This is a genomic window from Homoserinimonas sp., from assembly GCF_056262345.1.
In genome coordinates, this window is sequence record NZ_JBACFR010000226.1 from 1 (window position 1) to 15,458 (window position 15,458).

The window sequence follows — 15,458 nt, forward strand, 5'->3', positions numbered from 1 at the left end:
GCGCTGCGGGCGGTCGCCGTAAGAGGGACGCTCGCCACGGTTGTCCGAGCGGCTATCGGTGCGGTTCTCGCCACGGTTGTATGCCGGACGGTCACCACGATCCTTGTTGTACGCGGGGCGGTCACCATAGGCGGGACGCTCGGTGCGAGCCGGGCGGTCACCATAGGACGGGCGCTCGGTGCGAGCCGGGCGGTCACCATAGGACGGGCGCTCGGAGCGCTGCGGGCGGTCGCCGTAGGAGGGACGCTCGGTGCGCTCATACGAGGGACGGCCGGTGCGGTTGGTGCGGTCGCCGTATGACGGGCGGTCGGAGGTGGGTCGCTCCTCGCGGGGAGTCCAATCGGGGCGGCGGTCGGCGGAGGGCTTGCGGTCACCCGTGCGGGCGGCGCGATCGTCGGCGGACCAGCGCTTCTTGGGCGCCTCGCTGTTGGCGTTGAAGCCGCGGTGTCCGGGGCTGCGGCTGCCGGACTGCGGGCCGCGGTTGCTGTCGAACTTCTTGGCGGGGCGGCCTGATGCCGACCCGTTCTGGGAGAAATTGGGCATAGTGCTTTCCGGGTTGTAACAAATGCATGGCAGGGCACAGCGCGGTGTTGCGCTGCACTACTGAGGAAACCCGGGCAATCTTTGGCCAGGACCGTTCACATACGTGATTTTTCCGCCGGCCACGCGGTCAGGGAGTAGCTGACAAAGCGTGATGCGGAACCGGCCCAAAAGACTTACAAACCCATGCGCGATACTTCGCGCTGTCAAGAGCCGACCTACCCACATTACACGAAGGAAGCTGGTTTAGCGAGCATCCGCCAGCGTCCGGCGTCAAACTACTTGCTCGCGACGTCGACATAGGACGCCCGGCGCACGCAGCTCCGCGCGCCCGAAAACAGCTCCCCGCGCCAGCACCGTGGGGAGCAGCGAGAGGTTTAGGGGCGCAGCGAGCGCGGGCAGGCGAGAGCGGGCAGGCGAGAGCGAGCAGGCGAGAGCGAGCAGGAGCATCCGCCGAGTTCGCGCCCGGACCAGCGATGGCAAGTTTGCGCTAGATTTGCCAAAGGGGTTCGGAGACCAGGGGAGAACAGTGAGCGACGACACCAGCGCGCGCGTCAGACTGCAGGATGTCGCCGACGCAACAGGGGTCGCCGTCTCGACCGTCTCCCGCGTGTTTACCGATCCTGACCGGGTGAGCCCCGGCACGACCGACCAGGTCCTGAGCGCGGCGCAGCGACTCGGTTATCGACACACGAGAAGCGGCGGCGGCCGCAGCAAGACAATCGTCGTGATGGTGCAAGACATCACCAACCCCCATCTCGCCGCCCTCACGAGCGCCATCGAGCACCAAGCCCGTGCCGCTGGGCACTCCGTGACGCTGGCTATTTCTGAGGAGTCTGCCGAGCTGGAGCGCGCCCATGTGAAGCGCAACCTCCCGCAGGCCGACGGCTTCATCCTCGCCCCTCGACACCTCACCGACGCCGAGCTCATTCAGCTCGGACACACCGCACCCGTCGTGCTCTTTAACCGCGAAGTCGACGGCCTCAGCAGTGTCGTCATCGACACGGACGCCGGCACCCACCAGATCGTCGAGCACCTCGCCTCGCTCGGCCACAAACACATCGTCTACGCCGCCGGTCCGCAGCATTCGTGGTCTGAACAGCAACGTTGGACCGCCCTGAGCGCAGAGGCCGCAGCACGGGGAATCGCAGTGGATCGCATCGGTCCCTATCTGCCCACCCTCGCACAGGGCGCGGTCGCCGCCGATGCGGCGATGTCACGCAAGCCCACCGCCGTCGTCGCGTTCAACGACCAGATCGCCATCGGGCTCATGAACCGCCTCCGGATGCTTGGCGTCGAAGTCCCCCGACAGGTCAGCGTGATCGGCTACGACGACACCTACGGCTCCGACTTTTGCCAGCCCCCGCTGACCACGGTGGCCGGCCCCGTCGAGCAGGCAGGGCGCGTCGCCGCCGACACCCTTCTCTCCATGATTACCGGTGCCCGCTGCGGCACCCAGCACCGCATCGAGGGATCCCTCGTCTTGCGCAACTCCACTGCGGGAGCGTAATGCCCAACCCCCTCGAAATCGCCCTCGCAGCGGTGCCCATCGTTCTTATCGCCGGTCTGCTGGCGATGCGCATCAAGCCGATCCCCGCCGTGCTCGGGGCTATCGGCGTGCCGCTGGCGCTGTGGTTCTGGTTCCCGATCACCGAGCAGGCCCTCGCAACGACAACTCAGTCACTGCTGCTCGTGACCATCGCCGTCGTGCTGATCATCTTCGCGGGCGTGATGCTGGCCGAGTTTCTCGCCATCTCAGGTGCTCAGGAGAACATCGGAGGCTGGCTCGAGTCGGCCGCGCACAATCGCGATCGCGCCGTCCTCCTCCTAGGCCTGGGGGTCACCCCGCTCGCGGAGTGCATCATCGGATGGGGCGTCGGCGTGATCATTGGCGTTCCCCTCCTGATGCGGGTGGGGCTCTCCGTAACCAAGGCGGCAACCATCGGCCTCGTCGGAATCGTGCTCGCCCCCTGGGGCTCGCTCGGGCCCGGGCTTCTCGTGATGGCAGAAATGAGCGGCATCTCGCTTCGCGATGTCGGCCTCTGGAGCGCCATCCTCAGCCTGCCCGTGCTGCTCATTATGGGCACGACCATCGCGCTTGTGGGCATGGGTCGTAGCGCAGCGCTTCGGATGTCCGGCGAGGTATTCGTCACAGCGATCACCGTCTGGGTCGTGCTCGTGGCCACCAACGCATGGGTGAGCGTGCCACTCAGCGGTGTGCTCGCATCGCTTGCCGGCACCGCCTGTGTTCTGCTGATCGCCAGGCTCCGAGGTGGCCCGATTGCGGGGATGCGGCGCGAGACCCTCATCTCGCTGCTCCCGTACCTGTTGCTCGTCGTTGGCCTGCTCGGGGCGACCGCTGTCACCGCGATCGTGAACCTCGGCACCATCGGCGACCTACTCGCCAGCCCAGCGCTGTGGCTGCTGCTGGCCGCAGCATCGGCCCCGCTGTTCTTATCGATCAGCGCTGAAGCAACCAAGGCCAGCATCCGCAAGGGGCTCAGGCTCTTCTTGCCCGTCACTGTGATTACGGTGCTCTTTATCGCGTTCGGCGGAATCCTTGCGGCGAACGGCATGAGCGCAACCCTCGCGCAGGCCGCCGCAGGGCTCGGCACCGGATTCTTGCTGATCGTGCCGCTGATCGGATTTGTCGGAGGATATGTGACCGCATCCAACACCGCCACCGGGGCGATGTTCGCGGCGGGAGTGACGGATGCTGCAGCGAGCCTCGGCGCCAACCCGATGGTTGCGTTGGGCGCTCAGAATGTGGCGACGGGTACAGCGGTGATGACATCACCCTCGCGAGTTGCTCTCGCCCTGAGCGTGGCCAACGGACTACGCCGCCCAGGCGAGGACCCGGCGGACCCGGTGCGCGTGATCACAACCGTTCTGATCGCGAATGCGGCCGTGATCGCGGTGCTCGCTCCTCTGACCCTGATCCTGGCGACCGTCGTTCCCGCATAGAGTCGACGGCCGCCAATCAGTGCGGCCCGCTCGCTAGATCTCGAAGTCGACCACGGCCAGCGACGCCTTAACCGGGCCAGAAATGTCGAGCACCTTCTGGTGTGCAGGATGCGTGCTGTAGGTGTGCAGATCGTCGAGGCTGTCAAAGTCGGCGACTATTGCCAACTCGTGTGACGCGGGACCGTGAAGCACATCCTTGCCAATGCTGAGGTCGCGGATCTCGGGGATGTGATTCCGCAGGTCGAGCACGAGCTCGATCCACTCGTCACGCTGCTTCTCGGTGAACTCGGGGACGAAACGGAAAACGGCGACGTGCCTGATCATGGGTACTCCTTTTGCTACGACGATTGACTAGGACGGCAGGGATTCGGGCTGAATCTGGCGCGAACCAGTGCCCTAGGAGACGCCGACGACACCGGGCACGAAGTTGCCCCGGACACCGCCATCGACGGCGATGTTCTCGCCCGTGATGTAGGCGGCATCGTCGCTGAGCAGGAACGACACAACGCCGGCGATATCGTCGGGGTCGCCCATGCGGCGCAACGGAATCCGGCCCTCGCGCGAGATGCGGAGTTCCTCGTCGTGAGCTGCGGGCGACATGGGGGTCATGATCATTCCCGGCGAGATCGCGTTGATGCGAACGCCGTCGGGGCCCCACTCGCGGGCGAGAAGCTGAACCACCATGAGAACGGCGGCCTTCGTGGCACTGTAAGCCCCGAACGGTGCGGGGTTGCTCCCCGCCATAGAACCGGTGACGACCATGCTGCCCCGCGTCTCAACGAGGTGCGGGTAGGCCGCCTTGGCGAGAATAAAAGTGGCGCGCGTGTTGACGGCAAACGCGAGATCGAAGTCCTCGTCACTCAGATCGGTGAGCCGACGGCCGCCCATGATGCCTGCGTTGCTGACCACGGCATCCAGGCGCCCGAAATGGGCGACGGTCTGTTCGACGGCTGAGCGCGGCCCCTCTATCGAGCCGAGATCCGCGGCAACCTGCAGCACCTCGGAACCACCGGCGCGCAGCTCTTCGGCCAGCTCCTGGACGCTGCTTTCGGTGCGCCCCACGAGGGCGAGACGGGCGGGGCCCTCGGTGGAGTTCTTGGCGAGCCTGCGGGCGATCGCCTGACCGATGCCGCCCGCCGCTCCTGTGATGATGGTGACACTGCTCACTACATTCCCCTTGCTGTTATTGATGATGCCGTCGTTTCGTTGAGACGCGACAACGCTTCTGTGGCCGCAACCCGGCCGAAAATGAAGCCCTTCGCAAGGGCAGTGCCGGTGAGATAGGCGGTTCCGTGAAATCCTCCGACGAGCTCGCCGGCCGCATAAAGGCCATCGATCACCGAGTTATCGATGCGCAGAACCTCTGCGCGCGGCGTGACCGTGAGACCGGCGAAAGTGGAGGTCATGAGCGCTTTAGCCGGATAGGCGTAGAACGGCGCCTCGGCGATGGGGAGCATGTCGCCCACTCCGCTGACGAGGCCGGTCCGGCCGAATTCGTCGGGCTTGCCCGCCGCGAGCGCCTCGTTATAGCGTGCGACCTGCTCGACGAGGCCGTCGGGGTCGATTTCCGCGGCAACCGCAAGCTCCTCAAGGGTGTTCGCCTTGAAGACTCGCCCCTTCGCTTCTAGGTGGTCGATGTCAGAGAGCGGGATGCCCGGCTGCGATTTTGCGCGGATAACGCTGTCGAAGACCTCGAATCCGAGCCCCTCCGGTTGCCCGATGACCTTGGAGCCCAGCGTCTTATATGACGCCGACTCGTCGGTGAATCGCCGACCCTTGCGGTTGACGATTATCGCTCCCATATAGAACGCCGTGAGCAGCTCGTGCTCGTCATCGCCCGTGAGCGGATGCGACCCAAAGGTGCCGAGCACATAACCCATGTCGCGCACCCCCGCGCCGAGACGCCACGCCATGACGAGCCCATCGCCCGTATTGCCAATGCCGCCATACGGAATCGCCTCAAGCTGGGCGGGTGCAAATCGCTCGATCAAGTCGGTCGAGCGACTGAACCCGCCGGTGGCCAAAACGACGCCGGCGCGGGCGAGGAACCGCTGGACGCGCCCCGATGCCTCGACCTCGATGCCGGTTACCCGCTGGTCGGCGTCCACAATGAGCGCAGTGCCCCTGGCCGACGTGAGCACCGTGCTGTCGGCATGCTGCTCGACCTTCTTTCGAAGCGTGCTCATGAGACCGGCAATGTCGACGTGGTGGCTCCGAGCCTTGGTCTGGCCAGAGCTGAGCTTGACGATGCCAATGTGCACGCCGAGCTGTTTGAGCCACGCGTATGCCTCCGCCTGGTTCTCCACGTAGGCGCGCAGGAGAGCCTCGTCGGTGCGGCCCTCACCGGTCTCGCGCATGTCGGCGACAAACGCCTCCGCGCTGTCGTCTACCCCGTCGCGTTGCTGCTCGTGCGTGCCCGAGAAGGCGAACCATCCCCCGCTCATCGCGGAGCTGCCTCCCGGGACCTCCGCCTTGTCCACGAGCAGAACGGAGCAACCGGCATCCACGAATGTGGCGGCGGCAGAAAGGCCAGCAATCCCCGCGCCTACGACAATCGCGTCGTAGTGCGTGGGGGAATGATCGATCGAGCTCATGCGTGAATCTCCGAGTTTCTGTGGTGTTACCCCACCGGGCCGAGGGTGGGCTGCGCTGCGGCCGAGCCGAGTATGGCGAGTTGTTCTGCTGCGTAGTGGAGGTGGGGAACCATTTCGAGTGCCCGCTCACGTGTGAGTCGAACGCTGGGCCCCGCGATGCTGAGCACGCCCGGTGCTGACCGTTCATCGACGGTAATGGGCACCGCGATCGTCGCGGTTCCCAGCTCGAACGTGGAATCGGTGTAACAGAATCCGTCTCTGCGCACCTCCGCCAGCACGGCGAGGGCCTCCTCAAGTGAGGTGGCTCCCTCGGGGCCGTAGTCCTCAAGGTCGTCGAAGCCCTGCGCGGAGATGCGCTCGGCTGCCTCGTCGTCTGACATGGTCGACAACCATGCCAACCCGCTCGAGGTTCGAACCAGTTTGATCTCGCGGCCAGCATCCGGATCGTAGCGAAGCCCGGTTTTGGCGCCCTGGGTCTTGAGAACCCAGATAAGGCTGGCGCCGTCGGGAACGCTGAGTCGGGCAAGCTCCCCCGACTTCTCCGCCAGCTGATCGAGAAGAGGCTTGGCCAGATCGACGATGGGGATGCGCGCGAGATGACGCAGCGCCTGCGAGACGAGCCGCAAGCCGAGGGCATATCGCCCGTCGATCTCGTTCTGCTTGACATAGCCAAGCTCAACGAGTTCGGTGACGATGCGATGCGTGGCACTCTTGGGCAGGTCGAGCGCCTCGGCGATATCGCCCAAGAAAACACCGTCGGCTTTGCCAACGAGAAACTCCACTACCGCAAAGGTGCGGGGCACGGCAGAACTCATGATCGGGCATCCCTCCTGCGTCGACGTGGCGTCGCGAATCGCACGGGAGCATACGACTCCCCCGACTCCGTGTGGCGACATCTCTCGACGACCTCTATGTGCTGAGGGTAGATCATGATCTGGCTATCGCCGTTCGTATGAAAACTCCTGAAGAACGCCACGGTCGTCACAGTCCGCGGGCAATAAGGTCGAGAAAATGGGCGCGCATGCGATCGGCGTGGGGAGCCACACCTGTGATGAGTTCGAAGGTGTCGATCGCTTGACCGACGGCCATGTTTCCCCCGTCGAGCACGCGGCATCCTCTGCTCTTCGCGAGCCGTAGCAGCTCCGTCTCGATAGGGCGATACACAACATCGGCCACCCACAGCGGGGCGCGGACGAGGGACTCGTCGAGGGGAAGCCCCGGATGGTGGTGCATGCCGATAGGGGTCGCATTGACCAGACCCGAGGCCGCCGCCATGACACGGTCGAGATCCTCTGCCCCGATGACCTGGATAAGACGGTCGGGGTAGAGGCGCTCGAGCGTCGCGACGAGCGCCACAACCTGAGCCGAATCGGGGTCACTAATCCACAGCTGCTGCGTTCCCGCAGCAAGCAGGGCATAGGCCACGGCGGCACCCGCCCCGCCAGCGCCGAGTTGCACGACCTTCGAGAGGTCTGCCGACTCCAGGCCATTGCGCAGCCCCCAGGAGAAACCAGAATGATCGGTGTTGTGGCCGATGAAACGCCCGTCACGAAGCACTACCGTGTTGACGGCTCCCAGCCGCTCGGCGTCTGCCGACAGCTCGTCAAGGTCGCCGATGACGCTCTGTTTGCACGGATACGTAATGTTGAAGGCGGTAAAACCCAGGTCTCTGCCCCAGCGCAACAGGTCTCCCGCATGCGCTCCCGTGCGACCGATGATGTCGAGATCTATGGGCCTATAGAGGTAGCGCAGCCCAAGTTCGTCGGCCTCGCGCTCGTGAAGCGGCGGGGTGAGTGAATGCAGAATTCCACTGCCGATCAATCCGACCAGGTGGCTCTCGGATGCGAGGCTCACGGGTGCTCCTCTGCGAAACGATGGCGAATATCCGCGATGACGCCGAGCACGGCCACGGTGTGGGCGTGCGGCATTACGGCGCTGTCGCCACGGTGCTCAGCGATGAGCTGCTCGAACTCGCGGGCTTCGAACTGCATTCCTCGGTTCTCCACAGGGGGGTTGAAGTGTTCGACTACTTCGCCGTCGTTGTTAGTGACGGTCACCGAACTGGCTCGATGCCAGGCCGACTGGATGTCGATACGCCCGCGGGTGCCGATGATGCTCGCCGTCATGGGGCCGCGATGGTCGAGGCCGACGTGCAGCATTGCCTGGCGTCCGCCATCGAAGGCGAGAACGATTGAAGCCTGGCCGTCGACACGAGTGGGCGCTGGTGCGACTACCGCCTGCCACTGGTGGGGCAGCCCCAGAAAGTCCACGGCGAGCGACACGGCGTACACGCCGAGGTCGTACAAGGCACCGCCGCCCAGCGCCGGGTCGTTGAGCCGGTGATTCTCGTCGACGGTGAATGCCTGGCTCAGATCGGCCTCGACAACGCGCAGGTCACCGATGACGCCCGATTCCGCGATCTCCCGAGCGCGGACCATGTGGGGCAGAAACCGGGTCCACATTGCCTCCATGACGGTGAGGCCGCGTGCTGCGGCCTCCGCAATCACGGCGAGAGCGGCATCCGGTTCCATCGCGAATGGCTTTTCGACCAAGACATGCTTGCCGCTGCGAATTGCCAACAGAGCATGCTCCACGTGAAACGGATTCGGGCTCGCCACATAGACGACGTCGACGTTGGGGTCGGCGCACAACAGCTCATAGCTGCCGTGGGCGGTAGCGATGCCGAAGCGCTGTGCAAAGGTCTCAGCGGATGACCTGCTGCGGCTGCCAACCGCCGCGACCTCGTGCCCAGCGAGCACGATGTCGTTGGCGAACAGGTCAGCGATGAAACCGGTGCCCAGGATGCCCCAGCGAACCGCCATCGTTATCTCTTCTCTCTCTGCCGAGCAACCACCATCAGTGGTTACGGAGTGCTCTCTGATCGGCGATTACGCCGAGATGAGCTTGGCCATGTGGCGAAGCGCGAGCTCGTAGCCCTGGGGGCCAGCGCCTGCGATTACCGCGTTTGCAGCCTTCGACACGTAGGACAGGTGCCGCCATTCCTCGCGCTTGTGGATGTTTGTCACGTGAACCTCGACGATGGGCAGGTCGGAGGCCAACAGCGAATCCAGAATCGCGATCGAGGTCGACGTGAAGCCAGCCGGGTTCAGGATGATGCCGGAGCAGCGCTCCCGTGCCTCCTGGACGAGGTCGATGATGACGCCCTCGTGGTTGCTCTGGTGAAACTCGATCGCGACGCCCAGCTCGGCGGCAATGGAGTCGCAGAGTGCCTCAACGTCGGCGAGAGTTGTCGAACCGTAGATGTGAGGCTCGCGAAGGCCGAGCAGGTTGAGGTTGGGTCCGTTGATGATCTTGATGGGCTTCATGGAGCACTCCGTGGTGTGGCGGGGGTGAAAAATCTGGGTGTTATGTCTCCCAGCTGGCCGGGTTTCGGTGAGGAAACCCGGCCAGCCGAGCGACACTGGTGCTGCTAGCTACTTCTTGGCGGTGTCGCGGATCGAGTTGTAGAACTCGAGGTCGTCACCCGTGAAGTGGTTCTTGAAGTACGACTCTGCGCTCTTGATGAACGCAGCGCGGTCGACCTCGTCCTCTTCGATTACCTCGACGGGGCCGTTGTCGCGCCATCCGTCGAGAATCGACTCGGTCTCCTTCTCGACGCATTCGCGGTTTTCGGCGCGGATGCCCTTGACCGTCTCAAAGACGGCATCCTTCTGCTCGTCGCTCATCTTGTCGAGCGTCTTGTCCGAGATCGTCACCCAGTGGATGCTGATCTGGTGGTTGTTCAGCGCTACATACTTCTGAACCTCGTCATAGCTGGAGGCCTTGGTGCCCACAACGGGGTTCTCTTGACCGTCGGCAATGCCCTGCTGGAGCGCTACGTAAATCTCTTCGTAGGCGACGGCGACGGGGTTGGCGCCCAGAGCGGCGGCGTTAGCCATGTACTGCGGGGTGTCGGGGAAACGGATCGTCTGGTTCTTGAGATCCTCGGGGCCGTAGATTGCCTCGTTGGAGCTGAACGTGCGTGAACCGTAGTACCAGCCGTCGATGATGGTGACGTCGGTTGCCTCGTTGAAGCTCGTGCGGAACTCCTCAGAGTGGTTGTCGATCCAGTCGAAGGCGTGGTCGACGTCATCGAAGACATAGGCGGCTCCGAGGATGCCCACCTGCGGGTAAACCGTCGCAAGCCCGGCCTCCTGCAGATCCATGTCGGAGTCACCGGTCTGCAGCGACGCGATGCGCTCGGTGTCGGGGCCCAGCTGGCTCGACGGGAACAGATCGACGGTGATTCCCACGTCTGCTGCCTCGATGCGCTCCTGGAAGAGAGCGAGCCCGCACGTGTAGTTGGGCACTGATTCCGACTGGCTGCTCGAGAATGAGAGCTTGATGTCGCCGCCGGTCTCTCCGCCGGTCGACGCGCCTCCTGCGGCACAGCCGGTGAGCAGCGCTGCTGCGGATGTGAGAGCGAGTGCGGCAGCTCCGCCGCGACGCGTGAGCATCTTCTTACTCATAGTGTTTCCTCTTTTTGTTGGGACGCCAGCGAGTGCCGGCGCAGTGCGGTGCAGGGTTAGTAGCCGAGCATTCTCGGGACGATCATGGTGATGTCCGGGAAGAAGGTCAGGATCAGCAGGACCGATACGAGGGGAATCAGGAACGGCAGGATTCCTCTGAAGATCTCGTCCACCGGCTTGTTCGTCACGGAGCTCATCACGTAGAGCACGCTTCCGACCGGCGGTGTGAGCAGGCCGATCATGAGGTTGACGATCATGATCACGCCGAAGTGAATCGGGTCGATTCCAAAGCTCACGGCGACCGGGAGCAGAACGGGAACCGTGATCAGGATGACCGCCGTCGCGTCAACGACCATGCCGAGGATGATGAGCAGCACGTTGACGAGAAGAAGGAACACGATCGGGTTGTCGGTGATGCTGGTCATCAGTTCGGCGACGGCGATGGCAACACGCTCGCGGGCGAGCACCTGGCCGAGCATTCCGGCGGCACCGATGATGATCATGATTCCGCCACAGAGGAACACCGTTTCCTTGGCTGCATCCCACAGGATGCGCCACGTGATGGTGCGCATGAACACGCCGAGCAGCACCATGTAGAGCCCCGCAACTCCTGCGGCCTCGGTCGGCGTGAAGAACCCGCCGATGATGCCACCGAGGATGATGACCGGAGCGCCGAGCGGGCCGATAACCCGAAGGGACGCCTTGCCGAGGCGTGCCGCGTTGAACGGTTCGCTCGTGAACTCGGGGCGCTTGCGCACCCAGAAGAAGATGTACAGGCAGAGGCCGAGTGCCATCAAGAGCGCGGGGATGACGGATGCCGCGAAGAGCGCACCCGTCGACACCGTTGCGACAGAGGCAAAGATCACGGCAGGGATGCTCGGCGGCATGACGGGGCTGATGAGCGCCGACGATGCGGTCAGACCGGAGGCAAAGCGGAACGGGTAACCCGCCCTGGTCATCGCGGGGACCTGAACCTTGCCGAGACCCGCGGCATCGGCGAGGGCCGATCCGCTCATCCACGCGAAGCCGACACTCGTGGCGACGTTGACGTAGGCGAGGTTGCCACGGACGCGCGAGAGCGCAGCGAGGCAGAAGTCGAATAGCCGCTCGGCGATGCCGAGCTTGTTCGCGATGACGCCGACGAAGATGAACAGCGGCACGGCGAGCAACGGGAAGCTGTTGACAGCGTCAAAGACTGTCTTGAGCGCGAGACCCGACGAGTATCCGTTGAGGATGAAGTAGACCGCGCACGGCCCCATGATGGAGAACGCGACAGGGACCCGCAGGAATAGCAGGATCAAAATACCGAGGGCAATCAGGCCGACCGACATGCTCAGGCCTCCACTTCGTCGAAGGTCAGGGCGTCCTTCTCGTTGCGATTCGCGGTGAAGATCTTGACGATCGCGCGAACCGTTCCAGAGAAGAACCCGATCAGGGGGAACAGGAACATGTAGCCGAGTGGAATCTGCAGCACGGTCGTGGTGCGAGAGAAGCCGGTGCTGAAGAGCGTCCATGCTTCGAGCAGCATGATCGTGCAGATCGCACTGAGGAGCACGGCGGCGGCCAACCGCACGATGAACGTGCCCCTGCGGCTCTTGACGATGTTGTCAATGACCTCGACGGTGATCTGGCCGTTCTTGCCGATGAGATAGCCCACCATGATGAACGTGAGCCCCACTAGCGAGTAGCGGGCAATCTCGCCCGCTCCCGCCCAGTTGAGCTCGTGCACATAGCGGCCAACGACCTGCCACAGCACGCCCACAAACATTGTGAACAAGAAGATCGCAGCGAGGGTGATCTCTACGCGAGAAAGCCAGCTCAGGATGCGCGGTTCATAGGGTGTCACCGCCTCTGACTGTTCGACTTCGGGGTTCTCGGTCACAGCGAATCGCTCCTTTGCAATGGGGTACTCGTGGTGGTGCTGGTTAGGGGATGGTGGGATGGCGCTGGGCGCCTCGGCCTCGGGGCAAATGCCCCGGGCGTTACACAGGCGCGGAGGTGAGGTACCGCGCCGATGCGTCGTGCAGAAGAGCCAAATACTCACCGCTGCCCTTATCGCCACGCAGGGGAGTGTTGGGGATCTCCACGCTCACCCGCACGGTGTCGGCCAGCACGTCGAGCAGTTCCCGGATGGGCGCAGCCCCCTGGCCAGGGAGCAGACGGTAGGCCCGCGCCTCGGCAATGGCGAGCGCCGTGGCGGACCCGTCGGTTGCAAATCTGCTCAGGATCTCGACGCCTTCAGCAATGTCGGCGGGAGCGTCGCACAGCTGGAAGATCGGGATGATGTCGGCGTTGGCGCGGATCGTTTCGATCTCAGCTCCTGTGCGCAGGTAGTGCAGCGCGTCGAGTTCGACGGCGCAGCCCACCTCACGGGCGATCTCGATCGCCTTTGCAAACGAGTTGAGTGGTCGAAAGGCGACCGGTTCGAGCACGGGCACAATGTTGTGCGCCGCGGCGTCAGCGGTGAGCGCGGCGAGGGTCTCGGCAAACTCGTCGAGCGACGGGGTGTCGCAGACCACATTCACGAACGAGGCACCGAGGGCTGCCCCCGCCTCGAACATGGGCAGCCAGTCGTCCGAGTTGCGCCTGCTCGTGACAGAGAGAACCTCGATGTCGACGACCTCAAGGCCGGTGTCGGCCAGGGCTTCTTTAACGCGGGCAAACTCGCGTGACTGAAGATCGAGGGAGAACGGCGCGTCGGTCGCCGATACCGGCATAAGCCGCAATCCGACCGAGCTAAACCCCGCAGCGTGGGCATCTCGGATGAACGACTCAGGGGTCGCCGTGATAGCGCTCAGTGGCGCGACCCCAAGGCCAAGCGTCGGAACCATTTCTTCACCTTCGAATTTGGAACGGTATTCCAATACAGTAGGGGACGTGGTGCAGATTTGCACCATCGACAAAAAATCGACTGCGTACGCCCCGGAATAATCCAGGCGCAGAGCTACCGCAGACGACTTGGTCTGAACCACCAGCAACGAAGCGAAGGAACAGAATGCAGGCACCCATCAAGGTCGGACTCATCGGCGCGGGACTCATCGGCAAAGAACACGCCAAGTACCTCGGAGTCGCCAAGGGAGTGGAACTCGCGGCGATTGCCGACCCCGCCCCCGCAGCGGCAACGCTCGCCGCCGAGCTCGGCGTCCCCCACTACGCCGACTACATGGACATGCTCCAGAACGCCGGCGTCGCCGCCGTCATCGTTGCCCTGCCCAATGTGATGCACGCCGACGCGACGATCGCCGCAATCAAGCGGGGCATCGCAGTACTCGTCGAAAAGCCCATCGCTGGCACCCTCGAGGACGGCCGCCGCATTCTCGAGGCCTCCACGGAATACGACATTCCCGTCCTCGTCGGCCATCAGCGCCGCTACGCGCCCGACATCGCTGCCGCCCGCGCCTTCATCTCCGAAGGAGGAATAGGCCGGATCGTCTCGATCGGCATTCTCAGCACCTGGCGCAAGCACGACGAATACTACGAAGTCGAATGGCGCACCCGCAAAGGCAGCGGCCCACTCTTCATCAACCTCATCCATGACATCGACGCCATCCGCTATCTCGTCGGAGACATCGACTCCGTCGCGGCAATGGGCTCGTCCGAGATTCGCGAGCAAGAAGTCGCCGACACCGGCGGAGTGCTACTGCGCTTCGCCAACGGCGCCATCGGCACCGCGACCATGAGCGATGCGGCAGCCTCGCCCTGGTGCTGGGATCTCACGTCGGGATACGGCGCCTACTTTCCCACCCCGCCGCCCGGCGACACCTATTTCATCGCTGGCACCGAAGCATCCATCGCTCTGCCGTCGCTCACCGTCTACCGCCACGACGGCGCCAACCATTGGCAGCAGCCGATAACGACCTCAACCCTGCCCAGGGTAGAAGCCAACCCCTACACGAGCCAGCTTGAGCACTTCGCTGACGTGATCCGCGGGGAGGCGGCACCCATTAGCTCAGCGCTCGATGGATTCAACTCGCTCGCCGTCGCGGTGGCTATCGAAGCATCCCTCGACACCAAGCAGTTCGTGGACGTGCCGCGATGAGCGCCGCTGAACCACTGGACCCGCGCGTGGGCTCTACGCCGTGGCCGGCTCGCTACGACGGGCGAGTAGTTCTCGTTACGGGCGCAGCGGGCGGGCTCGGGGGCAGCGCTGCTCGCAGGCTGCATGCGGAGGGCGCCGTCGTAGTGTCGACGGACCTGGCCTACAGCGACGACGTATTCGAGGACACGACTGCGCAACTGCGGCTCGACGTCACCGACCCCGAGCAGTGGGTCACCGTGATCGACCGCGTGATCGAGCGCTACGGGCGGCTCGACAGCCTGCTCATGAGCCACGGCTCCCAAGGGCCAGAATGCCCCGTCGAACAGGTGCCCCTCGAAGGCTGGTCGCGAGCACTCCATATCAACCTCGACTCCTGCTTCTACGGCCTGCGCGCCGTGGTTCCCGTGATGAGGGCGCAGGGCTACGGTCGCATCGCCGTTCTCTCCTCCATCGCCGGGCGGGAGGGCAATGCCTCAATGACGGCATACTCGGCGTCGAAGGCTGCCGTCATCGGCCTGGTCAAATCGGTGGCGAAGGAGACAGCGGATGCGGGCATAGTCATCAACGCGGTCGCGCCTTCGATGTTCGAGACACCGCTGCTGGCCGACCTCAGCCCCGAGCGCAACGCCATGCTGCTCTCCCGGGTGCCGATGGGCCGCGTCGGCTACCCGCCCGAGTTCGCGGCACTTGCCGCGTGGCTGCTGTCGGAAGAGTGCAGCTACACGACCGGTCAGGTTTTCGACCTCAGTGGGGGGCGTTACTCGGGAGCGTAGCTGCCGCGTGGGGCTGCCGTCGCGGAGCTGCCTCGCGGGGCTGCCGTCGCCGCGCCCCAAGCCCGCTCGCCGCGCCCCT

At 64.3% G+C, this 15,458-nt stretch carries 15 protein-coding genes and 1 pseudogene; 4 read left to right on the plus strand and 12 right to left on the minus strand.

All coding sequences use genetic code 11. The features are described 5' to 3' along the window. Positions 1–543, minus strand: a pseudogene (locus AC062T_RS10980) (DEAD/DEAH box helicase); the annotation flags it as partial. Positions 544–1,069: 526 nt separating this feature from the next. Here AC062T_RS10980 and AC062T_RS10985 point away from each other — a divergent pair. After that, the gene (locus tag AC062T_RS10985; protein WP_476029982.1) at positions 1,070–2,050 is read left to right on the plus strand and encodes a LacI family DNA-binding transcriptional regulator; all 981 of its coding nucleotides are present in this window, start codon (positions 1,070–1,072) and stop codon (positions 2,048–2,050) included. Then, positions 2,050–3,504, plus strand: coding sequence for an L-lactate permease (locus AC062T_RS10990; protein WP_476029984.1), 1,455 nt, complete (start codon positions 2,050–2,052; stop codon positions 3,502–3,504). Before AC062T_RS10985 ends, AC062T_RS10990 begins: the two co-directional genes overlap by 1 nt. Positions 3,505–3,537: 33 nt before the next feature. On the opposite strand, the gene AC062T_RS10995 is transcribed toward AC062T_RS10990, so the two are convergent. From AC062T_RS10995 to AC062T_RS11045, 11 genes are all read right to left on the minus strand, one after another. Further along, a complete protein-coding gene (locus AC062T_RS10995; RefSeq protein ID WP_476029986.1) occupies positions 3,538–3,828 on the minus strand; it encodes a Dabb family protein in 291 nt (96 codons plus the stop codon). Positions 3,829–3,900: 72 nt separating this feature from the next. After that, positions 3,901–4,671 carry an SDR family NAD(P)-dependent oxidoreductase gene (locus AC062T_RS11000; RefSeq protein WP_476029988.1) on the minus strand — a complete coding sequence of 257 codons (771 nt, stop codon included), beginning with the start codon at positions 4,669–4,671 and terminating at the stop codon, positions 3,901–3,903. Continuing rightward, positions 4,671–6,098, minus strand: coding sequence for an FAD-dependent oxidoreductase (locus AC062T_RS11005; RefSeq protein WP_476029990.1), 1,428 nt, complete (start codon positions 6,096–6,098; stop codon positions 4,671–4,673). The genes AC062T_RS11000 and AC062T_RS11005 overlap by 1 nt, the downstream gene beginning before the upstream one ends. A 26-nt stretch (positions 6,099–6,124) precedes the next feature. Next, positions 6,125–6,913 (minus strand): IclR family transcriptional regulator, encoded by a 789-nt coding sequence (locus AC062T_RS11010; protein ID WP_476029992.1) that lies wholly within the window; start codon positions 6,911–6,913, stop codon positions 6,125–6,127. A 166-nt stretch (positions 6,914–7,079) separates the two neighbouring features. Then, the gene (locus AC062T_RS11015; RefSeq protein ID WP_476029994.1) at positions 7,080–7,952 is read right to left on the minus strand and encodes a shikimate dehydrogenase; all 873 of its coding nucleotides are present in this window, start codon (positions 7,950–7,952) and stop codon (positions 7,080–7,082) included. Beyond that, a complete protein-coding gene (locus AC062T_RS11020; protein WP_476029997.1) occupies positions 7,949–8,920 on the minus strand; it encodes a Gfo/Idh/MocA family protein in 972 nt (323 codons plus the stop codon). The genes AC062T_RS11015 and AC062T_RS11020 overlap by 4 nt, the downstream gene beginning before the upstream one ends. Before the next feature lie 66 nt (positions 8,921–8,986). Then, on the minus strand, positions 8,987–9,424 hold the full coding sequence (gene aroQ, locus AC062T_RS11025) for a type II 3-dehydroquinate dehydratase (protein ID WP_476029999.1): 438 nt from the start codon (positions 9,422–9,424) through the stop codon (positions 8,987–8,989). A gap of 108 nt (positions 9,425–9,532) precedes the next feature. Beyond that, a complete protein-coding gene (gene dctP / locus AC062T_RS11030) occupies positions 9,533–10,567 on the minus strand; it encodes a TRAP transporter substrate-binding protein DctP (protein ID WP_476030000.1) in 1,035 nt (344 codons plus the stop codon). A gap of 56 nt (positions 10,568–10,623) precedes the next feature. After that, positions 10,624–11,898, minus strand: a complete 1,275-nt coding sequence (locus tag AC062T_RS11035; protein ID WP_476030002.1) for a TRAP transporter large permease — start codon at positions 11,896–11,898, stop codon at positions 10,624–10,626. 2 nt (positions 11,899–11,900) lie between these two features. Continuing rightward, the gene (locus tag AC062T_RS11040) at positions 11,901–12,449 is read right to left on the minus strand and encodes a TRAP transporter small permease (RefSeq protein ID WP_476030004.1); all 549 of its coding nucleotides are present in this window, start codon (positions 12,447–12,449) and stop codon (positions 11,901–11,903) included. Positions 12,450–12,549: 100 nt separating this feature from the next. Next, complete coding sequence (locus tag AC062T_RS11045) at positions 12,550–13,398, minus strand: sugar phosphate isomerase/epimerase family protein (RefSeq protein WP_476030006.1); 849 nt, start codon at positions 13,396–13,398, stop codon at positions 12,550–12,552. A 164-nt stretch (positions 13,399–13,562) separates the two neighbouring features. Here AC062T_RS11045 and AC062T_RS11050 point away from each other — a divergent pair, with 164 nt between their 5' ends. Both AC062T_RS11050 and AC062T_RS11055 read left to right on the plus strand, forming a co-directional pair. Beyond that, positions 13,563–14,606, plus strand: coding sequence for a Gfo/Idh/MocA family protein (locus tag AC062T_RS11050; protein ID WP_476030008.1), 1,044 nt, complete (start codon positions 13,563–13,565; stop codon positions 14,604–14,606). Beyond that, entirely contained in the window at positions 14,603–15,379 is a 777-nt protein-coding gene (locus AC062T_RS11055) for an SDR family NAD(P)-dependent oxidoreductase (protein ID WP_476030010.1), read from the plus strand. Before AC062T_RS11050 ends, AC062T_RS11055 begins: the two co-directional genes overlap by 4 nt. Positions 15,380–15,458 lie beyond the last annotated feature (79 nt).

Coding starts and splice junctions, on each gene's coding strand:
- AC062T_RS10990 (WP_476029984.1), top strand. CDS start 2,050: ATGCCCAACCCCCTCGAAATCGCCCTCGCAGCGGTGCCCATCGTTCTT.
- AC062T_RS10995 (WP_476029986.1), bottom strand. CDS start 3,828: ATGATCAGGCACGTCGCCGTTTTCCGTTTCGTCCCCGAGTTCACCGAG.
- AC062T_RS11005 (WP_476029990.1), bottom strand. CDS start 6,098: ATGAGCTCGATCGATCATTCCCCCACGCACTACGACGCGATTGTCGTA.
- AC062T_RS11010 (WP_476029992.1), bottom strand. CDS start 6,913: ATGAGTTCTGCCGTGCCCCGCACCTTTGCGGTAGTGGAGTTTCTCGTT.
- AC062T_RS11020 (WP_476029997.1), bottom strand. CDS start 8,920: ATGGCGGTTCGCTGGGGCATCCTGGGCACCGGTTTCATCGCTGACCTG.
- aroQ (WP_476029999.1), bottom strand. CDS start 9,424: ATGAAGCCCATCAAGATCATCAACGGACCCAACCTCAACCTGCTCGGC.
- dctP (WP_476030000.1), bottom strand. CDS start 10,567: ATGAGTAAGAAGATGCTCACGCGTCGCGGCGGAGCTGCCGCACTCGCT.
- AC062T_RS11035 (WP_476030002.1), bottom strand. CDS start 11,898: ATGTCGGTCGGCCTGATTGCCCTCGGTATTTTGATCCTGCTATTCCTG.
- AC062T_RS11045 (WP_476030006.1), bottom strand. CDS start 13,398: ATGGTTCCGACGCTTGGCCTTGGGGTCGCGCCACTGAGCGCTATCACG.
- AC062T_RS11050 (WP_476030008.1), top strand. CDS start 13,563: ATGCAGGCACCCATCAAGGTCGGACTCATCGGCGCGGGACTCATCGGC.
- AC062T_RS11055 (WP_476030010.1), top strand. CDS start 14,603: ATGAGCGCCGCTGAACCACTGGACCCGCGCGTGGGCTCTACGCCGTGG.